At 66.5% G+C, this 20,633-nt stretch carries 22 protein-coding genes and 1 pseudogene; 14 read left to right on the top strand and 9 right to left on the bottom strand.

All coding sequences use genetic code 11. The annotated features are described in order from the left end of the window. The 4 genes from KIT86_RS19170 to KIT86_RS19155 all read right to left on the bottom strand — a co-directional run. Positions 1 to 1,250 (bottom strand): M20/M25/M40 family metallo-hydrolase (locus tag KIT86_RS19170; protein WP_297401305.1); only part of this gene is annotated, 1,250 nt, incomplete at its 3' end. Next, the gene (gene uraD, locus KIT86_RS19165) at positions 1,247 to 3,043 is read right to left on the bottom strand and encodes a 2-oxo-4-hydroxy-4-carboxy-5-ureidoimidazoline decarboxylase (RefSeq protein ID WP_297401304.1); all 1,797 of its coding nucleotides are present in this window, start codon (positions 3,041 to 3,043) and stop codon (positions 1,247 to 1,249) included. The genes uraD and KIT86_RS19170, both read right to left, overlap by 4 nt. 11 nt (positions 3,044 to 3,054) lie before the next feature. Continuing rightward, positions 3,055 to 4,008 (bottom strand): allantoinase PuuE, encoded by a 954-nt coding sequence (puuE, locus tag KIT86_RS19160; protein ID WP_297401302.1) that lies wholly within the window; start codon positions 4,006 to 4,008, stop codon positions 3,055 to 3,057. Positions 4,009 to 4,069: 61 nt separating this feature from the next. Beyond that, the gene (locus KIT86_RS19155) at positions 4,070 to 4,747 is read right to left on the bottom strand and encodes a GntR family transcriptional regulator (protein WP_297401300.1); all 678 of its coding nucleotides are present in this window, start codon (positions 4,745 to 4,747) and stop codon (positions 4,070 to 4,072) included. 65 nt (positions 4,748 to 4,812) lie between these two features. On the opposite strand from KIT86_RS19155, the gene uraH reads away from it, so the two are divergent. After that, positions 4,813 to 5,166 (top strand): hydroxyisourate hydrolase, encoded by a 354-nt coding sequence (uraH, locus tag KIT86_RS19150; RefSeq protein ID WP_297401298.1) that lies wholly within the window; start codon positions 4,813 to 4,815, stop codon positions 5,164 to 5,166. 54 nt (positions 5,167 to 5,220) lie between these two features. On the opposite strand, the gene KIT86_RS19145 is transcribed toward uraH, so the two are convergent. Then, positions 5,221 to 5,784 (bottom strand): hypothetical protein, encoded by a 564-nt coding sequence (locus tag KIT86_RS19145; protein WP_297401296.1) that lies wholly within the window; start codon positions 5,782 to 5,784, stop codon positions 5,221 to 5,223. 179 nt (positions 5,785 to 5,963) lie between these two features. Between KIT86_RS19145 and xdhC the strand changes: the two genes are divergently transcribed. The 7 genes from xdhC (at position 5,964) to KIT86_RS19110 (ending at position 12,301) form a co-directional block, all read left to right on the top strand. Beyond that, positions 5,964 to 6,815, top strand: a complete 852-nt coding sequence (xdhC, locus tag KIT86_RS19140) for a xanthine dehydrogenase accessory protein XdhC (RefSeq protein WP_297401307.1) — start codon at positions 5,964 to 5,966, stop codon at positions 6,813 to 6,815. A 138-nt stretch (positions 6,816 to 6,953) separates the two neighbouring features. Further along, the gene (locus tag KIT86_RS19135) at positions 6,954 to 8,150 is read left to right on the top strand and encodes a urate hydroxylase PuuD (protein WP_297401294.1); all 1,197 of its coding nucleotides are present in this window, start codon (positions 6,954 to 6,956) and stop codon (positions 8,148 to 8,150) included. 157 nt (positions 8,151 to 8,307) lie between these two features. Next, positions 8,308 to 9,414 carry an S-(hydroxymethyl)glutathione dehydrogenase/class III alcohol dehydrogenase gene (locus KIT86_RS19130; protein ID WP_297401291.1) on the top strand — a complete coding sequence of 369 codons (1,107 nt, stop codon included), beginning with the start codon at positions 8,308 to 8,310 and terminating at the stop codon, positions 9,412 to 9,414. Further along, complete coding sequence (gene fghA / locus KIT86_RS19125) at positions 9,414 to 10,256, top strand: S-formylglutathione hydrolase (RefSeq protein WP_297401290.1); 843 nt, start codon at positions 9,414 to 9,416, stop codon at positions 10,254 to 10,256. Before KIT86_RS19130 ends, fghA begins: the two co-directional genes overlap by 1 nt. 4 nt (positions 10,257 to 10,260) lie before the next feature. Next, positions 10,261 to 10,920: an HAD family hydrolase gene (locus KIT86_RS19120; protein ID WP_297401287.1), complete on the top strand. Its 660-nt coding sequence runs from the start codon at positions 10,261 to 10,263 to the stop codon at positions 10,918 to 10,920. A 7-nt stretch (positions 10,921 to 10,927) separates the two neighbouring features. After that, entirely contained in the window at positions 10,928 to 11,308 is a 381-nt protein-coding gene (locus tag KIT86_RS19115) for a Rieske 2Fe-2S domain-containing protein (protein ID WP_297401285.1), read from the top strand. A 12-nt stretch (positions 11,309 to 11,320) separates the two neighbouring features. Further along, positions 11,321 to 12,301: a S49 family peptidase gene (locus KIT86_RS19110; protein WP_297401284.1), complete on the top strand. Its 981-nt coding sequence runs from the start codon at positions 11,321 to 11,323 to the stop codon at positions 12,299 to 12,301. Between the two features lie 16 nt (positions 12,302 to 12,317). Here the strand turns inward: KIT86_RS19110 and galE are convergent, their stop codons facing one another. Continuing rightward, the gene (gene galE / locus KIT86_RS19105) at positions 12,318 to 13,349 is read right to left on the bottom strand and encodes a UDP-glucose 4-epimerase GalE (protein ID WP_297401282.1); all 1,032 of its coding nucleotides are present in this window, start codon (positions 13,347 to 13,349) and stop codon (positions 12,318 to 12,320) included. Between the two features lie 4 nt (positions 13,350 to 13,353). Further along, entirely contained in the window at positions 13,354 to 14,793 is a 1,440-nt protein-coding gene (locus KIT86_RS19100) for a mannose-1-phosphate guanylyltransferase/mannose-6-phosphate isomerase (protein WP_297401280.1), read from the bottom strand. Between the two features lie 136 nt (positions 14,794 to 14,929). Here KIT86_RS19100 and galU point away from each other — a divergent pair, with 136 nt between their 5' ends. Further along, the gene (galU, locus tag KIT86_RS19095) at positions 14,930 to 15,814 is read left to right on the top strand and encodes a UTP--glucose-1-phosphate uridylyltransferase GalU (RefSeq protein WP_297401278.1); all 885 of its coding nucleotides are present in this window, start codon (positions 14,930 to 14,932) and stop codon (positions 15,812 to 15,814) included. A 9-nt stretch (positions 15,815 to 15,823) separates the two neighbouring features. Here the strand turns inward: galU and KIT86_RS19090 are convergent, their stop codons facing one another. Next, the gene (locus tag KIT86_RS19090; RefSeq protein ID WP_297401276.1) at positions 15,824 to 16,627 is read right to left on the bottom strand and encodes an SAM-dependent methyltransferase; all 804 of its coding nucleotides are present in this window, start codon (positions 16,625 to 16,627) and stop codon (positions 15,824 to 15,826) included. After that, on the bottom strand, positions 16,624 to 17,238 hold the full coding sequence (locus KIT86_RS19085; RefSeq protein WP_297401274.1) for a Maf family nucleotide pyrophosphatase: 615 nt from the start codon (positions 17,236 to 17,238) through the stop codon (positions 16,624 to 16,626). The genes KIT86_RS19090 and KIT86_RS19085 overlap by 4 nt, the downstream gene beginning before the upstream one ends. Before the next feature lie 36 nt (positions 17,239 to 17,274). Between KIT86_RS19085 and KIT86_RS19080 the strand changes: the two genes are divergently transcribed. The 5 genes and pseudogenes from KIT86_RS19080 to KIT86_RS19060 form a co-directional block, all read left to right on the top strand. Continuing rightward, positions 17,275 to 17,835, top strand: coding sequence for a YceD family protein (locus KIT86_RS19080; protein ID WP_297401272.1), 561 nt, complete (start codon positions 17,275 to 17,277; stop codon positions 17,833 to 17,835). Between the two features lie 186 nt (positions 17,836 to 18,021). After that, positions 18,022 to 18,204, top strand: coding sequence for a 50S ribosomal protein L32 (gene rpmF / locus KIT86_RS19075; protein ID WP_005794249.1), 183 nt, complete (start codon positions 18,022 to 18,024; stop codon positions 18,202 to 18,204). Positions 18,205 to 18,337: 133 nt separating this feature from the next. Then, entirely contained in the window at positions 18,338 to 19,399 is a 1,062-nt protein-coding gene (gene plsX / locus KIT86_RS19070; protein WP_297401269.1) for a phosphate acyltransferase PlsX, read from the top strand. A 19-nt stretch (positions 19,400 to 19,418) separates the two neighbouring features. Then, the gene (locus tag KIT86_RS19065) at positions 19,419 to 20,396 is read left to right on the top strand and encodes a beta-ketoacyl-ACP synthase III (RefSeq protein ID WP_297401267.1); all 978 of its coding nucleotides are present in this window, start codon (positions 19,419 to 19,421) and stop codon (positions 20,394 to 20,396) included. A 40-nt stretch (positions 20,397 to 20,436) separates the two neighbouring features. Continuing rightward, a pseudogene (locus KIT86_RS19060) lies at positions 20,437 to 20,633 on the top strand (malonyl CoA-acyl carrier protein transacylase); the annotation flags it as partial.

The following is a 20,633-nucleotide window of genomic DNA, read 5'->3' as shown; positions in this document are numbered from 1 at the left end:
CACCCGCCCTCCGCGAGCAGGTCGTGCAGCGTGCGTGCGACCACCTTGGTGGCACGACGCAGGTCCTCCAGCACGAGGTGCTCGTCGGCGCGCTTGGCGTTCGATTCGAGCACGGTGCGCGGGCCGGCGCCATAGATCGCGGCCGGGATGCCGCGTTCGGAGTACAGGCGCACGTCCGTGTAGAGCGGGGTGCCGACGGCGGGGATGCTCTCGCCGAACACGGCCTGGCCATGCTTCTGGATCGCCTGCACCAGTGGCTGGTTGCCAGGCAGGGGCTTCATGGCGCGCGCCAGCAGGATGCGGCGCACGTCCACCTTGAGCTGGCGGCCGCCGCGCGGTGGCTGGAAGCTGGCCGCGGCCTGTTCGATGGTGCGGCGCAGGGAGGCCTCCACGTCGGCCGGGTCTTCCTCGGGGATCATGCGGCGGTCCACCTTGAGCACCACCTTGCCGGGAATCACGTTGGTGTTGGTGCCACCGCTGATCAGGCCCACGTTGAGATAGGGATGGGTGATGCCCTCGACCTGGGAGCTGACCTTGAGGTACTCGGCGTTGAGCGCGTACAGCGCGTTGAGGATGTGGGTGGCGCCCTGCAGCGCATCGGTGCCGCTGTCGGGGATTGCGGCGTGCGCCATGTCGCCGTGCACCGTCACCTCCAGCTGCAGGCAGCCGTTGTGGGCCACCACCACCTGGTAGCTGAAGCCGGCGGCGATCATCAGGTCGGGCTTGGTCAGTCCCTTGTTCAGCAACCAGTCGGGACCGACCTCGCCGCCGTACTCCTCGTCGTAGGTGACGTGCAGTTCCACCCCGCCCGCAAGTTTGGCGTTGAGCGATTCGAGGGCACGGATCGCAAAGGTGAAGCTGGCAATGTCGCTCTTGCTCACCGCCGTGGCCCGACCGTAGATCCGGCCGTCCACCACCTCACCGCCGTAGGGGTCGTGGGTCCAGCCTTCGCCGGGTGGCACCACGTCGCCGTGGGCGTTGAGGGCGATGGTCTTGCCCGGGCCATAGGGGCGGCGCACGATCAGGTTGGTGATGCTCTGCAGACCAGCCGCCTCCACCTCCTGGGTGGGGACGGCGTGTTGCTCGGCCTTCAGACCCATGGCAGCCAGCAGCTCGGCGGTGCGTTCGGCGTGCGGCGCGTTGTTGCCCGGCGGCGTGTCGGTGGGCACGCGCACGAGTTCCTGCAGGAAGCGCACCTCCTCGTCGAAGTGCGCGTCGATCCAGGCATCCAGTTGTTGTTCGGTGGTCATGAGGGCGTTCCGTTCGGGGATTCGGTGGCGAGTTGGTCGAGCAGGTGCGAGAAAGCGTTGACGCACAGCTCCATGTCGTCGCTGGTGGTGGACTCCAGCGGGTTGTGGCTGATGCCGCTGTTGAGGCCGCGCACGAAGAGCATGGCCTGCGGCATCACCTCGTGCAGCTTCATGGCGTCGTGTCCGGCACCGCTGGGCATGCGGTGCACCGGCACGCCCAGGGCGGCCACGGCTTGTTCCCAGCGGGCCTGCCAGGCGGGCGCGCTGGGCGCGGCGGCCGCGCGCATGGTCTCTTCGGTCTTGAGCCCGATGCCGCGGCGCTCGCAGATGGCGCGCAGCTGCGCGAGGATGTCGCGCTCCAGCGCATCGCGCTGCTCGTTGCTGGGTGCGCGCATGTCCAGCGAGAACAGGCAACGCCCGGGCACGACGTTGATCGAGCCGCCTGGGACCTGGAGCATGCCGATGGTGGCAACCGAGTCGCCATCGGACGCGGCGCGCTGCTCGGCGTAAAGCGCGAGTTCGGCCACGGCGCTGGCGGCATCGCGGCGACGGTCCATGGGCGTGGTGCCGGCATGGCTGGCCATGCCGATGGCTTCGCAAAGGTAGCGCACGCTGGCGTTGATGGAGGTGACCACGGCCAGTGGGAGGTCCATCTCGTTGAGCACCGGGCCTTGTTCGATGTGCACTTCCACGAAGCCAAGGTACTTGGACGGGTCCCGCTGCAGCGCCGCGATGGCCTCCAGTGTGGCGGGCAGGCCGGCGTGCCGCATGGCGTCGCGCATGGTCACGCCTTCGGCGTCCTGCTGGTCGAGCCAGGCGGGGTTGAAGTGGCCGGTGAGCGCACCCGAGCCGAGGAAGGTGGCCTTGTACCGCTGGCCTTCTTCTTCGGCGAAGCCGATCACCTCGAAGGCGAAGGGCAGGCGCCGGCCGGCGGCATGCAGCTGCTGCACGCAGGCCATGGGCACGAAGATGCCCAGGCGGCCGTCGTACTTGCCGCCGTTGCGCACGGTGTCGTAGTGGCTGCCGGTGAGCAGGGCCGGCGCGTGCGGCGTGGCGCCGTGGTAGCGGCCGACCACGTTGCCCACCGCGTCGATGGCCACCTCGTCGAAACCGCAGTCGCGCATGCGGGACGCGATGTCGGCCGCGCAGGCGCGGTGCGCATCGGTGAGGTAGGTCACGGTGAGCTGGCCGTGTTCGGCGAAGCCGGGGTCGCTGTGGCGCGCCAGGTCTTCGTGCCAGTCCCACACGCGGTTGCCGACGGTGGGCTCGAAGCCGAACTTGTCGTTGAGCCGGATCTCGGCGATGCGGTGGATGTGGCGCAGGCACTCCGCGCGCTCGAAGTCCACCGGGTGGCCCAGGCGGCGCTCGAAGGTGGCGATGATCTCGCGCTTGTTCAGGCCGACACCGCGCGGTCCGCGCACGGCAAGGATGAAGGGAAAACCGAACTTCGCGTTGTACTGCGCGTTGAGCGCCTGGATGTGCGCGAATTCCTCGGGCGTGCAGTTCGTCAGGCCGGCTTTGGTCTGCTCGTTGGCGGATTCGGCGGTCAGTGCCTTGGCCACCATGGCCTTGCCGGCCAGTTCCGGGTGGGCGCGGATCAGCGCGAGCTGAGGCTCCACGCCGGCGCGGTCGAGCACGGTCACCATGGCGTGCTTGAGCGCGGCCAGCGAGCCGAAGGGGCGTCGGGCCAGCGCCTGTTCGGCGATCCAGGGCGAGTGCTCGTAAAGGCCATCGAGCATCTGCGTGGCTTCGGCCAGCGTCGCTCGGTTGAGTTGTTCCAGGGTGATGGGCATGGGGTGCGGCCTCAGGCGGCGGTCAAGGGGTGGGTGGCTGTCCAGTGGCGCGCGATGTCCAGGCGCCGTGCGACCCAGACCTTGTCGTGTCGCTCGATGTGGTCCAGGAAGCGCTGCAGCGCGGTGATGCGCCCCGGCCGGCCGAGCAGTCGGCAATGCATGCCGATGCTCATCATCTTGGGCCGGTCCAGACCATGGGGATCGCCTTCGGCGTAGAGCGCGTCGAAGGTGTCTTTCATGTACTGGAAGAACGGGTCTGCGTGCGAGTAGCCCTGCGGCAGCGCGAAGCGCATGTCGTTGCAGTCCAGCGTGTAGGGCACGATGAGCTGGTGCGCATCGCTGCCATCGGTCTTGCGCACCTTCATCCAGAACGGCAGGTCATCGCCGTAGTAGTCGCTGTCGTACTCGAAGCCGCCGTGGTCGGCCACCAGGCGGCGCGTTTGGGGACTGTCGCGACCGGTGTACCAGCCCAGGGGGCGGCTGCCGGTGAGGTGTTCGATGAGCTGCATGGCCTGGGCCATGTGGGCGCGCTCGGTGGCTTCGTCCACGTTCTGGTAGTGGATCCACTTCAGACCGTGGCAGGCGATGTCGTAACCGAGTTCCTTGAACGCGGCGGTCACGTCCGGGCTGCGCTGCAGGGCGGTGGCCACACCGAAGACGGTCAGGGGCAGGCCGCGCCGCTCGAACTCGCGCAGGATGCGCCAGACGCCGGCGCGCGAGCCGTACTCGTAGATGCCTTCCATGCTGATGTGTCGAGCCGGGTAGGCCGCCGGGTTGAACATCTCGGACAGGAACTGCTCGGACGCGTCGTCGCCATGCAGCACGCTGTTCTCGCCGCCTTCTTCGTAGTTCAGCACGAACTGCACAGCGATGCGCGCGCCATGGGGCCAGCGGGCATGGGGGACATCGCGGCCGTGGCCGGCGAGATCGCGGGGGTAGGGGGCGGTGGAATCGTAGACAGACATAAGCGGCCAGAAAGGGAGGTTGATCAGCCGTGCCGCGTGTCGGGCAGGCAGCGCAAGGGCGTCATGACAGCGCCATGGAGATGTCGTTGGTCGGCAGCTTGCGGTCGAAGGTCAGGTTTTCTTCCACGTGCAGCAGGTGCTCGTTCATCAGGCGCACCGCGAGTTCCTCGTCGCGCGCGGCCAGCGCCTTGACGATGTCGGCGTGTTCGTCGTTCGAGTGTTCGGCGGCCTGGTTGCTCTGGTACATGAGGGTGATGAGCGCGCAGCGTGAGATGAGTTCGCGCAGCAGTTCGGCCAGCACCTGGTTGCCCATGAGCTCGGCCATGCGCACGTGGAAGTCGCCCAGCAGTTCGGTGCGTCCGGCCACGTCCTCGTTGTTGACGGCCGTCTTTTCCTGCGCCACGTGTTCGCGCAGCGCCTTGATCTTGGCGTTGGTCACGCTCTTGACGAAGGCGCGCGTCATCTCCACTTCCAGCATGCGGCGCACGGCGAAGACCTGCTGCGCTTCCTGCACCGAAGGCGTGGCCACGAAGGCCCCGCGCGCGGGTTCGAGGCGGATCAGCCGATTCTGCGAAAGCTGGAACAGCGCCTGGCGCACCAGGGTGCGCGAGACGCCGAAGTGGTCGGCCAGCTTCTGCTCGGCCAGCTTGGTGCCCGGGTGCAACCGGTGCTCCACGATGGCCCGCGTGAGCGACTCGACGATGTGCAGGGTGCTGGAGGTGGTTTCCATGCGGTCCATCATATCCAGAAAAACAAAAAGTGTATACACTTTCGGTCGACCATCAAACGCTGGAAGGACACACCATGGGATTGAGCACACACGTTCTGGACACGATGCACGGCTGCCCCGCCGCCGGCATGGTGGTGGAGCTGCACACCACCGAGGGCGACAAGGCCACGCTCGTCAAACGCTTCACCCTGAACCAGGATGGCCGCAACCCGGATGGGATGCTGTATGACCACGCCAGCCTCAAGGTGGGCACCTACCGCCTGGTCTTCGACGTGAAGGGGTACTTCGCCGCCAAGGGCGTGGCGCTGCCCGAACCCAGTTTCCTCAACCGCGTGTCGCTGGACTTTGGCGTGGCCCACGCCGACCAGCACTACCACGTGCCCCTGCTGGTGAGCCCCTGGAGTTACTCGACCTACCGGGGCAGCTGAGCGGGCATGAAAAAACCCGCCGGCTGGCGGGTTTTTTTTCGACCAGGTCGAGGCCTACTTGTCGCGCTGGCCTTCGGTCAGCGTGTCGAGCTGGAACTTGCCGCTCTTGTCCCACAGCCAGACCTCGGTGTAGGTCACGCCTCCCATGCGCACGGGCGCCGGGAAGGGGGCTGCGGCGCGCACGGTGCGCTCGATCTCGCGCATGACGTCGGGCACATGGCTGGGGGCGCGCATCCAGTTGATGTTCTGCACGTTGCCGCGCCCGTCGACCTGCACCTGCAACACACCCACGGCGTGCATCAGCGGCGGCAACTGGCCTTTGTAGATGCGGTGGGCGTTGCGCTCATAGATGTGGCGCGCGCCGTCCTTGCGGTAGTCGAGTGGCGAGGCGGCCTGGGAAATGACGTTCGGCGCGGGGAGGGTGCTCACGGGCGCAGGCGGCGCAGGCACCGGGGCCGGCGGGGGCGGCGGTGGGGGAGGCGGTGGAGGGGGCAGCGGTGCGGCGCAGGCGGCCAGCAGTGCGGCGGTGCACAGGCCCAGCCAGCCCCAGGGCGCACGGTGCTGGTCGGCGGCGTCCGCGCGCGTGGCCGGACGGGGAGCGGGTGGGATGTCTCTCATGGTGGCTGATCGGCAAGGGGATCGGGGGTGGACGGGCGGGGTCTTCGGCTGGACCATATGGCGGGGCGGATGAAGTGTATGGGCGTTTTCGGTCGGGCGTGGTTACAGTAAGGGCGGATACTGGGATGTCTTCCCTCGCGATGACGTGTCCATCCATCTTCTTGACGTCGACGCCACAGATGCTCTCAGACCTCGAAGCCTTTTTATTGCGCCTGGCGACGGAGCGCGCCGTGCTGGTGACGGTCGGCGCCACGCGCGGGTCCGTGCCGCGGGAGACCGGTGCGTGGATGGCGGTTTTCGCCGGAGCGGTGGGTGGCTCGGTCGGGACCATTGGTGGCGGGCACCTGGAGTGGGATGCCATGCGCCACGCGCGCGAGGCGCTGGGGCCCGGGGCTGCGGAGCGGCCCGCGGTCTGGTCGCAGGCGGTCACCCTGGGGCCCAGCCTGGGCCAGTGCTGTGGTGGTGCCCTGGTGTTGCATTTTGAGGCGGTGGATGCCAGTTGCCGGGAGGCACTGCGCCAGCGCCTGACCCAGGGCCATGCGCCGCTGGCGCTGTTCGGCGGAGGCCACGTGGGCCGCGCGCTGGTGCAGGCGCTGGCGCCGTTGCCGTTCGAAGTGACGTGGATCGACAGCCGTGACGAGGTGTTTCCGCAGGATCTGCCGATCGGCGTGCGCACGGAGTATTCCGAGCCGGTGCAGCTGGCCGTGCGCGACCTCGCGCCGCGCTCCATCGTGCTGATCATGAGCTTCTCGCACGCCGAGGACCTCGACATCGTGGCGGCCTGCCTGCAGCGGCAGCGCTTGCGCGGGGACCTGGGATTCGTGGGGCTCATCGGCAGCCAAACCAAGTGGGCGACCTTTCGCAGCCGTCTGCGCCAGCGCGGTTTCAGCGAGGGCGAGCTGGCGCGCATCACCTGTCCCATCGGCCTGCCAGGTATCCGGGGCAAGGCGCCTGCGGTGATCGCCGCCTCCGTGGTGGCGCAGTTGTTGCTTGCCTGCGAGGCCACAGCGGATGCGCGAATGACCTCTTGAATGTTCTCAAAAAGTGTATACACTTTGCCGACCGGTCGCAGCGGAGCAGGTGTTGTCACAACACCCAAACGCGGCCCTCAGACGACTCAGAGCGCCCGCGGTGGTGAGTCGCAAGACCTGACCTTGCCTTGAGGTGCCATGGAAACCTACCTGCTCGACTGGGCCAATCTGCTGCTTCGCTGGCTGCACGTGATCGTGGCCATTGCCTGGATTGGCTCCTCTTTCTATTTCGTCTTTCTCGACAGCAGCCTGACGCCGCCAGAGGACGAGCAGCTCAAGAAGGATGGTGTCAGCGGGGAGCTCTGGGCGCTGCATGGCGGTGGCTTCTACCACCCGGTGAAATTCAACGTGTCGCCGCCAAGGCTGCCGGACCACCTGCACTGGTTCTACTGGGAGAGCTACTCCACCTGGCTGTCGGGCTTCGCGCTGTTCCTCATTTCCTACCTCTGGAGCCCCAGCGTCTACCTGATCGACCCGAAGGTGTTCGAGTGGTCGCCGGCCGCTGCGATCGCCACCGCACTGGGCTTCCTCGTGGTGTTCTGGCTGCTGTACGACGCGATCTGCCGCACATTGGGGCAGAAGGAGAACGGCGACGCGAAGGTGGGCGCGCTGGTGCTGGTGCTGGTGTGCGTGGCAGCCTGGCTGGCCACGCAGCTGTTCGCGGGGCGGGCGGCGTTCCTGCTCGTGGGCGCGATGATCGCCACGGCCATGAGCGCCAACGTGTTTTTCTGGATCATTCCGGGCCAGCGCACGGTGGTGGCCGACCTCAAGGCCGGCCGACCGGTGGACCCCATCCACGGCAAGCGCGGCAAACAGCGCAGCGTGCACAACACCTATTTCACGTTGCCGGTGGTGTTCGCCATGCTCAGCAACCACTACAGCTTCACCTACGCACACCCGCAGAACTGGCTGATCCTGATCGGCATGATGTTCGCGGGCGCGGCGATCCGCCAGTTCTTCGTCATGCGCCATGGCTACAAGCTGGGCCGCAACAAGCACCCCTGGCCCTATGCCTTGGCCGGTGTGGTGGCGCTGCTTGCGCTGATCGTCTGGCTCAAGCCGGCGCCGGTGGCGGCCGTGGCGGTGCCGGCGAGCGTGAGTTATGCGCAGGTCAAGCCGGTGATCGAACAGCGTTGCGTGATGTGCCATGGCGAGGCATTGCAGTCCAAGAACGTGCGGCTGGACACACCCGATGCGCTCAAGCAGCACGCGCAGGCGGTTTACCAGCAGGCGGTTGTCACGCGGCTGATGCCGATGAACAACGCCACCGGCGTCACGGAAGAAGAGCGCGCCCTCATCGGTCAATGGTTCAAGGGCGGCGCGAAGACTGAGTAGACCTCTGGCGGTGCCTCGCGCCGCCCCGGTGGGGCACCCCGTGGCCTGCAGGAGGCCGTTCTGCTGGTGTTTCGGGTCTTGTCATGGCGCGCCGGTGAGGGGCTGTGATCTGCGGTAACCTCGTGAGCGATTTCACAACCTCCGAGCAGAGCACACCATGAAGACGCAAGCCGCCGTGGCCTGGAAAGCAGGCCAGCCCCTGACCATCGAAACCGTGGAACTGGAAGGGCCGAAGTTCGGCGAGGTGCTGGTCGAGATCAAGGCCACCGGCATCTGCCACACCGACTACTACACGCTCTCGGGCGCGGACCCCGAAGGCATCTTCCCGGCCATTCTTGGCCATGAAGGCGCAGGCGTCGTCGTGGACGTGGGCCCGGGCGTGACCACGCTCAAGAAGGGCGACCACGTCATTCCGCTCTACACGCCCGAGTGCCGCCAGTGCAAGTTCTGTCTGAGCCGCAAGACCAACCTGTGCCAACTGATCCGCGGCACGCAGGGCAAGGGCCTGATGCCCGACGCCACCAGCCGCTTCAGCCTTGATGGCAAGCCCATCTTCCACTACATGGGCACCAGCACCTTCAGCAACTACACCGTGGCGCCCGAGATCTCGCTGGCCAAGATCCGCGAGGACGCCCCGTTCGACAAGGTCTGCTACATCGGCTGTGGCGTCACCACCGGTATTGGCGCAGTGATCTTCACCGCCAAGGTGGAGGCAGGTGCCAACGTGGTCGTGTTCGGCCTGGGCGGCATTGGCCTGAACGTGATCCAGGGCGCACGGATGGTGGGCGCGGACAAGATCATCGGTGTCGACCTCAATCCGGCCCGCCAGGAGATGGCGCGCAAGTTCGGCATGACGCACTTCATCAACCCGAAGGAGGTGGAGAACGTGGTCGATGCCATCGTGCAGCTGACAGACGGCGGCGCCGACTACAGCTTCGAGTGCATCGGCAACACGCAAGTGATGCGCCAGGCGCTGGAGTGCACGCACAAGGGCTGGGGCCGCAGCATCATCATCGGCGTGGCCGAGGCCGGTGCCGAGATCAGCACGCGCCCGTTCCAGCTGGTCACGGGCCGCAAATGGGAGGGCTCGGCCTTCGGTGGCGCGCGGGGCCGCACCGATGTGCCGAAGATCGTGGATTGGTACATGGACGGCAAGATCAACATCGACGACCTGATCACCCACAAGCTCAAGCTGGCCGACATCAACGAAGGCTTTGCGCTCATGAAGCGCGGCGAATCCATCCGCGCCGTCGTGGAGTTCTGATGGACCTGGAGACCTTGAGCGAGCACCGCTGCTTCGGCGGCGTGCAGGGCTTTTACCGCCACGCCTCGGCCTCGATCGGCCTGCCCATGAAGTTTGGCGTGTTCGTGCCGCCCCAGGCCGCACAAGGACCGGTGCCGGTGCTGTTCTACCTGGCGGGCCTGACCTGCACCGAGGAGACCTTCGCGATCAAGGCCGGCGCGCAGCGCGTGGCGGCCGAGCTGGGGCTCATGCTGGTCTCCCCCGACACCAGCCCGCGCGACACCGGCATCGAAGGTGCGAGCGCCGCATGGGACTTCGGCCACGGCGCGGGCTTCTACCTCGACGCCACGCAAGCGCCCTGGAAGGCGCACTTCCGCATGGAAAGCTGGGTCACCCAGGAGCTGCGCGAACAGGTGCTTTCGCGATTTCCCGCGCGCGCGGACCGTGTGGGCCTGTTGGGCCACTCGATGGGCGGCCACGGCGCACTCACACTGGCCTTGCGCCACCCCGGGCTGTACCAGAGTGTTTCGGCGTTTGCGCCGATCGCCGCGCCGATGCAGTGCGCCTGGGGCGAAAAGGCTTTTGCGGGCTACCTGGGCGATGACCGCTCCGCCTGGGCTGCGCACGATGCCACGGAGCTTGTGAAGGCGGGGCACAAGGCGCCGCCTTTGCTGATCGACCAGGGCCTGTCGGACAATTTCCTCGCTGCGCAGCTGCACCCGCACCTGTTCGAGGCGGCTTGCGCGCAGGCCGGCCAGCCGCTGACGCTGCGGCGGCACGAAGGGTATGACCACGGGTACTACTTCATCGCCAGCTTCGTCGAAGACCATCTGCGCCATCACGCGCAAACCCTCTGTGCCTGACCCCATGCGACCGCGCCAATACGATCTGATCGCTTTCGACTGGGACGGCACCCTGTTCGATTCCACGGCGCTCATCACCCGCTGCATCCAGTCGGCGGTGGTGGACGTCGGCGGTGCACCACCTACGCGCGAGGCGGCCAGCTACGTGATCGGCATGGGCCTCATGCAAGCCCTCGCCCATGCCGCGCCCGACGTGCCGCCCGACCGCTACCCGGAGCTCGGGCAGCGCTACCGCCACCACTACATGGCCGCGCAGCACGAGTTGAGTCTGTTCGAAGGGGTGTTGCCGCTGCTGGCCGAACTCAAGGGCCGCCACCATTGGCTGACGGTGGCCACCGGCAAGAGCCGCGCCGGTCTCAACGAGGTGCTGCACACGGTGGAGCTGCAGGGCGTGTTCGATGGCTCCCGCACCGCCGACGAGACCGCCGGCAAACCGAACCCCCGCATGCTGCACGAGCTCATGCGCGAGTTCGGCGTGGCGCCTGAGCGCACCCTGATGATCGGCGACACCACGCACGACCTGCAGATGGCCGTCAACGCGGGTTGTGCGAGCGTGGGCGTGAGCTACGGCGCGCACGAGCCGGCCAGCTTCGCGGTGCTCAACCCCTTGCACGTGGCGCACTCGGTGCGCGAGCTGCACGACTGGCTGAACGCCCACGCCTGAGCTGGCCATGAGCAACCCTTTCGATGACCCGATCTACGCGTTGTGCAACAGCCGGGATCTGGTCGACGGGGGGCGCGCCGTGTCGTTCGACGTGGTGTATGCGGGCCAGACTTGCCGCGCGTTCGCGATCCGCTACCGGGGCCAGCCGCATGCCTACCTGAACCGCTGCACCCACGTGGCCATGGAAATGGACTGGCAGCCCGACCGCTTCTTTGACGACAGCGGCCGCTGGCTGCTGTGTGCCACGCATGGCGCGGTGTACGAGCCCGACACCGGCGCCTGCCAGGGCGGTCCATGCCGGGGCGGGCTGGTCAAGATCGAACTGGTGGAGCACGACGGGGTGGTCCACTGGCGGTCACAATACCACCTCAAACCCCTTGAATTCTGAGAGCCTTCGACCATGAACGACGATTTCCCCGGCCCGTCCGCCAACGCCTCCAGCGACCGCACGCCGGGCGTCGCCTGGGAGCGCGCCACCCTGGAAAAACTGGTCTTTGCGACCATCCGCGAGCAGCAGTCTGCGCGCCGCTGGAAGATGTTCAGCCGGCTGCTCTGGCTGGCCTTGTTCGGCGCCGTCGCCTGGTTCCTCTACAGCAGCAACACCACCACGACGGTGAGCACGCCGCACACGGCGGTGGTGGACATCAAGGGCGAGATCGCCAGCGGGGCCGAGGCCAGCGCCGAGTACGTGGTGGCCTCGCTGCGCTCCGCGTTCGAGGATGAGGGCGCGCAAGCCGTCGTGCTGCTCATCAACTCGCCCGGCGGCAGTCCCGTGCAGGCGGGCATCATCAACGACGAGATCACCCGCCTCAAGGGCCTGCACGGCAAGAAGGTCTATGCCGTGGTGGAAGAGACCTGTGCGTCGGCCGCCTACTACATCGCTGCCGCGGCAGACGACATCTATGTCGACAAGGCCAGCCTGGTCGGCAGCATCGGCGTGCTGATGGACGGCTTCGGTTTCACCGGTCTGATGGACAAGCTGGGCATCGAGCGCCGCCTCATGACCGCCGGGGCCAACAAGGCCATGCTGGACCCGTTCAGCCCTCAGGATGAGGCGCAGAAGGCGTACATCCAGACCATGCTGGGTCAGATCCACGCGCAGTTCATCGAGGTGGTGAAAAAGGGGCGGGGTGACCGCCTCAAAGAGAACGGCGACACCTTCAGCGGCCTGGTCTGGAATGGCCAGCAGGCGGTGGCGCTGGGTCTGGCCGATGGCCTGGGCAACCTCGACTTCGTGGCTCGCGAGATCGTCAAGGCCGAGGAGATCGTGGACTACACCCGCCGCGAGAACGTCGGCCTGCGGCTGGCCAAGCGTTTTGGCGCCAGCGTGGGCGAAGGCCTGTTCGTGGCCGCCCGTGCGGCGGGCGTGCAGCTGAAGTAAAGGCTGCGGGGCCGGTTCAGCCCTTGTAGCCGTTGGGGTTGCCGCTCTGCCAGCGCCAGGCATCGGCGCACATCTGATCCAGCGTGAGCTTGGCCTGCCAACCCAGCAGGCGCGAGGCCCGGGCGGGATCTGCCCAGCACTGGGCGACGTCCCCCGCGCGGCGCGGCGCGATCCGGTAGGGCACAGGGCGGCCGCTGGCCTTCTCGAAGGCGCGCACCACGTCCAGCACGCTGTGCCCGCTGCCGGTGCCCAGGTTGACCGTGAAGCTCTCGCCCCGGCTCAGCAAAGCCTGGATGGCGGCGACGTGGCCGGCGGCCAGGTCCTGCACGTGGATGTAGTCGCGCACACCCGTACCATCGGGGGTGGGGTAGTCGTTGCCATACACGTTGAGATGTTCACGCTGGCCCACGGCCACCTGCGCCACGTAGGGCATGAGGTTGTTGGGGATGCCCGCCGGGTCCTCGCCGATCAGCCCGCTGGGATGGGCACCGACCGGGTTGAAGTAGCGCAGCGTGCCGACCCGCCAGGCTGGACGTGCAGCGCAAAGGGCGGTGAGCATGTCTTCGATGACCAGCTTGCTGTGGCCATAGGGGTTGGTGTGGCTGCGCGGGAAGTCCTCGGTGATCGGCACCGTCGCCGGATCACCGTAGACCGTTGCGCTGCTGGAGAAGACCAGGGTCGGCGCGGTTGAAGGGTCTTGCGCGTGCACGGCTTCCATCGCGCGCAGCAGGCTGACCGCTCCGCCGATGTTGTTGTGGAAGTACTTCAGTGGCAGCGCGACACTCTCACCCACCGCTTTGTCGCCAGCAAAGTGGATCACGCCCACGGGACGGTGGCGGCGCAGCACGTCTTCGACCCAGGGTGTGTCCAGCACATCGCCTTGTTCAAACGGCATGGTTTGTCCGGTGATGCGCGCGAGCCTGTCCAGCACCACCGGGTGGCTGTTGGCGAAGTTGTCCAGCAACACCGGTTCGAAGCCGGCTTCGATGAGGGCCACGGCCGTGTGGCTGCCGATGTAGCCCGCGCCGCCGGTGAGCAGAACTTTCATTCTTTTACTTCTTGGCGTCGGTTTCGGGCTGGCGGCCGTAGATGTCCTCCAGCCGCACGATGTCGTCCTCGCCGAGATAACTGCCCGACTGGACCTCGATCATCTCCAGCACCATCTTGCCGGGGTTGTGCAGGCGGTGCACTTCCCCGATGGGAATGTAGGTGGACTGGTTTTCCGACAGCAGGTACACCTCCTGTCCACGGGTGACCTCGGCCGTGCCCTTGACGATGATCCAGTGCTCGGCGCGGTGGTGGTGTTTCTGCAGGCTGAGCGAGGCACCCGGCTTCACGCCGATGCGCTTGACCTGAAAGCGTTCGCCCATGTCGACGCTGTCGTACCAGCCCCAGGGCCGCGCCACGCGGCGGTGCATTGCGGCCTGTGGCACCTTGCGCTGCGAGAGATGGGCCACCACGTCCTTGACCTGCTCCGCGTGGTCCCGCTGCGCCACCAGCAGGGCGTCGGGGGTGTCGATGATCAGCAGGTCCTGCGTGCCCAGCGCCACCACGGTGCGGCCTGGCGCGTGGATGAAAGTGTTGCGCGCATTCAGCGCGTGACCCTGGCCTGTGATTCGGTTGCCTTCGCCATCCGCGGCGCTCAGCTCGGCCACCGCGTTCCAGCTGCCGACGTCGCTCCATTGGCCCTGGAAGGGCACGACGGCCACGTTGTCGTGAGGCTCCATCACCGCGTAGTCGATGCTCTGCGAGCGGCAGGCAAGAAAGGACGCGGCTTCGGGGCGAACGAAATCGATCTGGCCAACGCGGTCCTGCCGCGTCTGGGCCATTGCCTTCTCGCAGGCCTGCAGGATGTCGGCGGCGTGCTGGGCGAGTGCGGCCAGCAGCGTGCTGGCGCGCGCCAGGAAAATGCCAGCGTTCCAGAGCACGTTGCCCTGCAGCAGCAAGGCCTGGGCGGCGGCCGGCGCAGGCTTTTCGATGAAGCGGGCCACCTTGCGGCTGCCGTCGGCGCGGTCGTCGCCCTGCTGGATGTAACCATAGGCGCTGCTGGGGAAGCTGGGCATCACGCCAAACGTGACGATGGCGCCGGCTTCGGCCGCTGGCACGCCCTGGCGGATCGTCTGGGCAAAGGCCGCCGCGTCAGGAATGTGGTGGTCGGAGGGACAGAACAGCAGCAGGGGGTCGGCCTTGTCCTTGGCGCGGGCGAGCAGGGCCGCCAGCGCCATGGCCGCAGCGGTGTTGCGCGCCGCCGGTTCGAGCAGCACCTGTCCGGGCACGTTCTCTGCTTCGATCGCGTCGGCCACCAGGAAGCGGTGGTCTTCGGCCGCCACACAGATGACCGGGTTGTCGCACCAGGCCAGGCGGTCCAGGGTCAGCTGGAGCAGGCTCTTGTCGCCCAGAAGGGGCACGAACTGCTTCGGAAAGCTATGACGGCTCAGAGGCCACAGACGGGTGCCGGAGCCGCCGCAGAGGATGACGGGGGTGATGCTCATGCGAGATGGGAGTGGTTTGAACCAGTGGGGGCATGCCCCGCTTTCAATTCGCTGCAGTGTAGCCTTTCGATGGACGCTGGCGCGAGCGCCGTTAACATGGTGAGCCTTTCTTCACGAACATGCGAGCCAAACCAAGATGACGATCCGCAAAGCCGTATTTCCCGTGGGTGGCCTGGGCACCCGTTTCCTTCCAGCCACCAAGGCCATTCCCAAGGAAATGTTGCCGGTGGTGGACAAGCCGTTGATTCAGTACGCCGTGGAAGAGGCTTACGCCGCTGGCATCCGCGAGATGATCTTCGTGACCGGGCGCCACAAGCGCGCCATCGAGGACCATTTCGACACCGCCTACGAACTGGAGATGGAGCTGGAGACAGCCGGCAAGTCTGCCTTGCTGCAACTCGTGCACTCCATCAAGCCCGATGACATGGATTGCGTGTACGTGCGCCAGCCTCGAGCCCTGGGCTTGGGCCATGCGGTGCTCTGCGCAGAGCGCCTGGTGGGCAACGAGCCGTTTGCAGTGCTGCTGGCCGACGACCTGATGATGGGCGAGGACCAGGTGCAGGGCGGTGCCACCGTGCTGCAGCAGATGGTTCAGGCTTATGAATCCAGCCCCGGCACGGTGCTGGCGGTGCAGGACGTGCCCCGCGCCGAGACGCGCCGCTATGGTGTCGTCGACGTTCATGGCGCCAACCAGGCATTGGCCGAGGTGTTCGCGATGGTGGAAAAACCTGCGCCGGATGTGGCGCCCTCCACCCTGGCGGTGGCAGGTCGGTACATCCTCACGCCTGCGGTGTTTGAGAGCATCCGCCAGCAACCTCGGGGTGCGGGGGGAGAAATCCAGCTCACCGACGGCATCGCGGCCTTGATCGGCCGGGAAAAGGTGCAGGCCTTCCGCTATGCCGGCAAGCGCTACGACTGCGGCAGCAAGGAAGGCTTTCTGGAGGCCACGATCGATCTGGCCCTGGCCAATGCCGAACTCAGCGGTTCGGTGCGTGCGCACCTGAAGCGTCTGGGCGTCTGAGCCGGGGTTTCAGCGGCCCAGCAGGAAGACGCAGGGCGCGTCCAGCGGCAGGTCCTCGGCCACAGCCTTGGGGCTGCGCTTCCATTCCTGCACCAGCGCGCTGCGGCAGACCTGTCGCGGCAAGGTAAGTGCGGCGCACACGGCCAATCGCGTGTGCGGATGCAAGGCCTGCAACAGCGCCTGCAGCAGGGCCGCATTGCGATAGGGCGTTTCAATGAGGATCTGCGTCTGTCCGGTCTTCAAGGCCTGGGCCTCCAGTTCGCGCAGGCGCTTCGTGCGTTCGGTGGCTTCCTGAGGCACGTAGCCGACAAACGCAAAACTCTGCCCGTTGAGCCCGCTGGCGGCGAGGGCGAGCATGAGCGAGATGGGGCCTGTGAGCGGCACCACCCGCAGGCCGATCGCATGCGCAGCACGAACGATGGAGCTGCCGGGATCCGCGATCGCGGGCATGCCGGCCTCGCTGACCAGGCCCATATCGTGCCCGAGCAGGGCGGGCGCGAGCAGCTCGCGGGCCTGCGCATCGCTGCCTGCCTGCGGCGCGTGGTCACCTTTCTTGTGCGCCGCGCGGGGAAGCTCGACGATCTGATGCGCCTGCACGGGCGCGGCCAGTGTGGCCAAGGCGTCGACGCGCTTGAGAAAGGCCCGTGTGCTCTTGGCGTTTTCAGTGATCCAGTGCGTCAGGCGCCGGGCGGTGTCCAGCGTCTCGGCCGGAAGCCACTCCGATGGTGCCGCGGGGGCGGCCTGCGTCACACCGAAATCCAGGGGGGTGGGCACGAGGTAGAGCGTGCCACGCGCTTCGGAGTGGGCGCTCACAACAACTTCACCCCGGCCGCGCGAATCATCCGGCAGGTGCGGATGAGCGGGAGGCCCACAAGGGCGGTCGGGTCGTCGTTGTCGATGCGCTCGAGCAGCGCGATGCCCAGGCCCTCGCTTTTGGCGCTGCCGGCGCAGTCGTAGGGTTGCTCCGCACGCAGGTAATGCTCGATTTCGCTGTCGCTCAAGTCGCGGAACACCACGCGCACGGCGGCAATGTCGCTCTGCTCGAAGCCGGTGGCGAGGCAGACAACAGCCAGGGCTGTCTGAAACACCACAGTCTGGCCTCGCATGCGTCGCAACTGGGCCACGGCCCGCTCATGGGTACCCGGCTTGCCCAGCGGCTCGCCCGCGAGATCGGCCACCTGATCGCTGCCGATCACCACGGCCTGGGGGTGGCGCTGCCCGACATCTCGGGCCTTTTCAAGGGCCAGGCGAAGCGCCAGATCGGCCGGTTGTTCCCCGGCACGAGGCGTCTCATCCACCTGAGGGGCGACAGCCTGGAATGGCACGCCCAGGCGGGACAGCAGCGCGTGGCGATACCGCGATGTGGAACCCAGGACGAGGGCTCGGGACAGGGCGTCGGAAGACGGATCGGATGCGGTGGTCATCCCGGTATTCTCCCCGCATTCTTTTACACTGCCCGGATGAAAGACACCCCCAAGACGGCCTGGAACCCCCGGCGCCTGGACATGCGGGCCTTCGCCCAGGCTGCCGCCAGTCTGCAGGCGGAAGAGCCCCTCTCGGCGTTTCCCCGGGTCCAGGCCGAGACCGCCCTGGACGATGGCGCCTCGCCTGCGCCCGTGCGCTGGCTTGCACAAGGCGAGATGCGGCCAGCGGCCAGCGGTGGCTCGCCCGACGTCTGGCTGCATCTGCAGGCCGATGCGCAGGTGCCCCTGACATGCCAGCGCTGCCTGGCGCCCGTGGAGACACCCGTGTCCGTGGACCGCTGGTTCCGCTTTGTGGCCGACGAAGCCACGGCCGAGGCGCAGGACGACGACTGCGAAGAGGACTTGCTGGCCCTGGAGCCCAGGCCCGATCTGCACGACGTGCTGGAGGACGAACTGTTGATGGAACTGCCTCTGGTGCCTATGCACGAAACTTGCCCGGTGCCGGTATCGATGCGCTCGGACGATCCGGAGGAGGCCGCCGCAGAGGTGGCGCCCCGCAAGAACCCTTTTGCCGAGTTGGCCAAGCTCAAGAAGTGACGCGGTCGGGCACGATGGCTCAATGGCTGGCGGCATGGCTGCCTTCGGGCTATAATGCTTGGCTTTGCGCTGGTATCCATTCGCACGTTGACGTGCTCGGGTCAGGCGCGCAACCGGTTGAACGGAGTCATTTCAGGTCTCCGTTTGTGCCACTCCGTTTGACCCTACCGATTTCAGGAGCCCACCATGGCTGTTCAGCAAAACAAAAAATCCCCCTCCAAGCGCGGCATGCACCGTTCGCACAATGCGCTGAACGTGCCCGGCATTGCCGTGGAGCCGACCACCGGCGAAACCCACCTGCGCCACCACATCAGCCCCAACGGTTTCTACCGGGGCCGCCAAGTGCTGAAAAACAAGTCCGAAGCCTGATGGCGGGCCGCCACGGGCCTCGCCGCGGTGTCGCGAACGGGGTCCGGTTGGCCAGTGAGGCACAGGCCCGCATGCTGCATGCGGGCTTTTTTTGTTCTTGGGGTGCGCAAAGCGCTCGATCCGGGGTGTTGTCATGATCACCATCGCTGTGGATTGCATGGGCGGGGATGTCGGGCCGGCCGTCACCATGCCTGCCTGCACGGCCTTTCTGGCTGCTCATCCTCAGGCGCAACTGCTGCTCGTGGGCAAGCCCGAGGTGTTTCGTGCCTGGCCCCAGTTGCTCAACAATGTGCGCTGCAAGGTGGTTCCGGCCAGTGAGGTCGTGACCATGGAGGACCCGGTGGAGGTGGCGCTTCGCCGCAAGAAGGATTCTTCGATGCGGGTGGCCATCAACCAGGTCAAGGACGGCGCGGCGCAGGCGGCGGTGTCCGCCGGCAATACCGGGGCGCTGATGGCGATTGCCCGCTACGTATTGAAAACGATGGATGGCATCGACCGCCCGGCGATCGCCACGCAGATGCCCAACGCTCGCGGTGGTGCGACCACGGTGCTCGATCTGGGCGCGAATGTGGACTGCTCGGCCGAGCACTTGCTTCAGTTCGCCGTGATGGGCTCTGCCCTGGTTGCCGCGGTCACCGGTCGCCCCGAGCCCACCGTGGGCCTGCTCAATGTGGGCGAAGAAGTGATCAAAGGCAGCGAAGTCATCAAACAAGCGGGTGTTCTGCTTCGAAATGCGTCTAACACCGGCGATCTCAATTTCTTCGGAAACATTGAGGGCGACGACGTTTTCAAGGGCACGACAGACATCGTGGTCTGTGATGGCTTTGTCGGAAATGTGGCGCTCAAGGCCAGCGAGGGGCTTGCCTCCATGATCAGCGGATTCATTCGCGAAGAATTCTCAAAGAACATTTTTCGCAAAATCGCTGCCATCGTCGCCTATCCGGTTCTAAAGTCCTTCAAAAATCGCGTTGACCACCGTCGGTACAACGGTGCGGCCCTGCTCGGCCTGAGGGGGCTGGTGTTCAAGAGCCACGGGTCCGCAGATGCGTTTGCGTTCGAACATGCGCTGAGCCGGGCTTATGATGCGGCCCACAACCAATTGCTGGACAACGTGCGCCAGCGCATTGCCCACGCCAAGCCGCTGATTGCGCCCGAGTCCGTGCCCAGCGAGCTCAAGAGCATTCCGACCCTTTGAATTTTCGCCTTTCATCTGCATGACACGCTACGCCCGCATCACCGGCACAGGCAGCAGCTTGCCGCCACAGCGCCTGACCAACGCCGACATGGTCGAGCTGCTGGCGCCGCGCGGCGTGGAAACCAGCGACGACTGGATCGTGGAGCGGACCGGCATCCGTGCGCGCCACTTTGTGGCCGACGGCGTGTACGCCAGTGACCTGGCGGTCGAGGCCTGCCAGCAGGCCATGGCCGCCGCCCGGGTGGCACCTGGCGACATCGACCTGATCATTGTCGCCACGTCCACGCCGGACATGGTGTTTCCCTCGACCGCGACCATTGTCCAGCGCAAGCTGGGCATCGCCGGCTGCCCGGCCTTCGATGTGCAGGCGGTGTGCACGGGTTTCATCTATGCGCTGACCGTCGCGGATTCCCTGATCCGCTCGGGCACGTCGCGCAAGGCCCTCGTCGTCGGGACCGAGATCTTCAGCCGCCTGCTCGACTTCACCGATCGGACCACCTGCGTGCTGTTTGGCGATGGTGCGGGCGCGGTGGTGCTGGAAGCCTCGGACACGCCGGGGATTCTGGCCACCGATATTCATGCGGATGGCAAGCACACGGGCATTCTGTGTGTGCCCGGCCATGTCGCCGGCGGGCAGGTCCTCGGCGACCCCTTGCTGAAGATGGATGGGCAGGCTGTCTTCAAGCTGGCGGTCGGCGTGCTGGAAGACACCGCGCGCGCCACGCTCACCAAGGCCGGCAAGACCACGGAGGACATCGACTGGCTCATCCCGCACCAGGCGAACATCCGCATCATGCACAGCACGGCGCGCAAGCTCAAACTGCCTCTGGACAAGGTGGTCGTCACCGTGGATCAGCACGGCAACACCTCGGCCGCCTCCATCCCCTTGGCGCTGGACCATGCCGTGCGACTGGGACAGGTCAAAAAGGGCGACACGCTGATGCTGGAGGGCGTTGGCGGCGGATTTACCTGGGGCTCGGTGCTGCTCGACTTCTGAGCGGCGCCTTCCCCCGTTCTCGTCTGAACTGAATATCTCCATGAAGAATTTTGCGTTTGTGTTTCCGGGCCAGGGCTCTCAGGCCGTGGGCATGCTCGATGCCTGGGGTGATCACCCCGCTGTTCAGGAAACGTTGAAGGAAGCGTCCGATGCCATGGGTGAAGACCTGGGCAAGCTGATCCACGAAGGCCCGGCCGATGTGCTGGCCATGACCGTGAACACGCAGCCGGTGATGCT

This window comes from Hydrogenophaga sp., assembly GCF_026125825.1.
GTDB lineage: Bacteria > Pseudomonadota > Gammaproteobacteria > Burkholderiales > Burkholderiaceae_C > Hydrogenophaga.
The sequence above is the reverse complement of the archived record's forward strand: the minus strand, read 5'-3'. Positions and strand labels throughout refer to the sequence as shown.

What these genes read in the sequence shown, in the direction of transcription:
- fghA (WP_297401290.1), top strand. Translation starts at nt 9,414, where the DNA reads ATGGACCTGGAGACCTTGAGCGAGCACCGCTGCTTCGGCGGCGTGCAG.
- KIT86_RS19120 (WP_297401287.1), top strand. Translation starts at nt 10,261, where the DNA reads ATGCGACCGCGCCAATACGATCTGATCGCTTTCGACTGGGACGGCACC.
- KIT86_RS19100 (WP_297401280.1), bottom strand. Translation starts at nt 14,793, where the DNA reads ATGAGCATCACCCCCGTCATCCTCTGCGGCGGCTCCGGCACCCGTCTG.
- xdhC (WP_297401307.1), top strand. Translation starts at nt 5,964, where the DNA reads ATGCTCTCAGACCTCGAAGCCTTTTTATTGCGCCTGGCGACGGAGCGC.
- galE (WP_297401282.1), bottom strand. Translation starts at nt 13,349, where the DNA reads ATGAAAGTTCTGCTCACCGGCGGCGCGGGCTACATCGGCAGCCACACG.
- puuE (WP_297401302.1), bottom strand. Translation starts at nt 4,008, where the DNA reads ATGTCTGTCTACGATTCCACCGCCCCCTACCCCCGCGATCTCGCCGGC.
- KIT86_RS19065 (WP_297401267.1), top strand. Translation starts at nt 19,419, where the DNA reads ATGACACGCTACGCCCGCATCACCGGCACAGGCAGCAGCTTGCCGCCA.
- uraD (WP_297401304.1), bottom strand. Translation starts at nt 3,043, where the DNA reads ATGCCCATCACCCTGGAACAACTCAACCGAGCGACGCTGGCCGAAGCC.
- KIT86_RS19155 (WP_297401300.1), bottom strand. Translation starts at nt 4,747, where the DNA reads ATGGACCGCATGGAAACCACCTCCAGCACCCTGCACATCGTCGAGTCG.
- KIT86_RS19080 (WP_297401272.1), top strand. Translation starts at nt 17,275, where the DNA reads ATGAAAGACACCCCCAAGACGGCCTGGAACCCCCGGCGCCTGGACATG.
- KIT86_RS19110 (WP_297401284.1), top strand. Translation starts at nt 11,321, where the DNA reads ATGAACGACGATTTCCCCGGCCCGTCCGCCAACGCCTCCAGCGACCGC.
- KIT86_RS19085 (WP_297401274.1), bottom strand. Translation starts at nt 17,238, where the DNA reads ATGACCACCGCATCCGATCCGTCTTCCGACGCCCTGTCCCGAGCCCTC.
- plsX (WP_297401269.1), top strand. Translation starts at nt 18,338, where the DNA reads ATGATCACCATCGCTGTGGATTGCATGGGCGGGGATGTCGGGCCGGCC.
- galU (WP_297401278.1), top strand. Translation starts at nt 14,930, where the DNA reads ATGACGATCCGCAAAGCCGTATTTCCCGTGGGTGGCCTGGGCACCCGT.
- KIT86_RS19135 (WP_297401294.1), top strand. Translation starts at nt 6,954, where the DNA reads ATGGAAACCTACCTGCTCGACTGGGCCAATCTGCTGCTTCGCTGGCTG.
- KIT86_RS19130 (WP_297401291.1), top strand. Translation starts at nt 8,308, where the DNA reads ATGAAGACGCAAGCCGCCGTGGCCTGGAAAGCAGGCCAGCCCCTGACC.
- KIT86_RS19115 (WP_297401285.1), top strand. Translation starts at nt 10,928, where the DNA reads ATGAGCAACCCTTTCGATGACCCGATCTACGCGTTGTGCAACAGCCGG.
- rpmF (WP_005794249.1), top strand. Translation starts at nt 18,022, where the DNA reads ATGGCTGTTCAGCAAAACAAAAAATCCCCCTCCAAGCGCGGCATGCAC.
- uraH (WP_297401298.1), top strand. Translation starts at nt 4,813, where the DNA reads ATGGGATTGAGCACACACGTTCTGGACACGATGCACGGCTGCCCCGCC.
- KIT86_RS19145 (WP_297401296.1), bottom strand. Translation starts at nt 5,784, where the DNA reads ATGAGAGACATCCCACCCGCTCCCCGTCCGGCCACGCGCGCGGACGCC.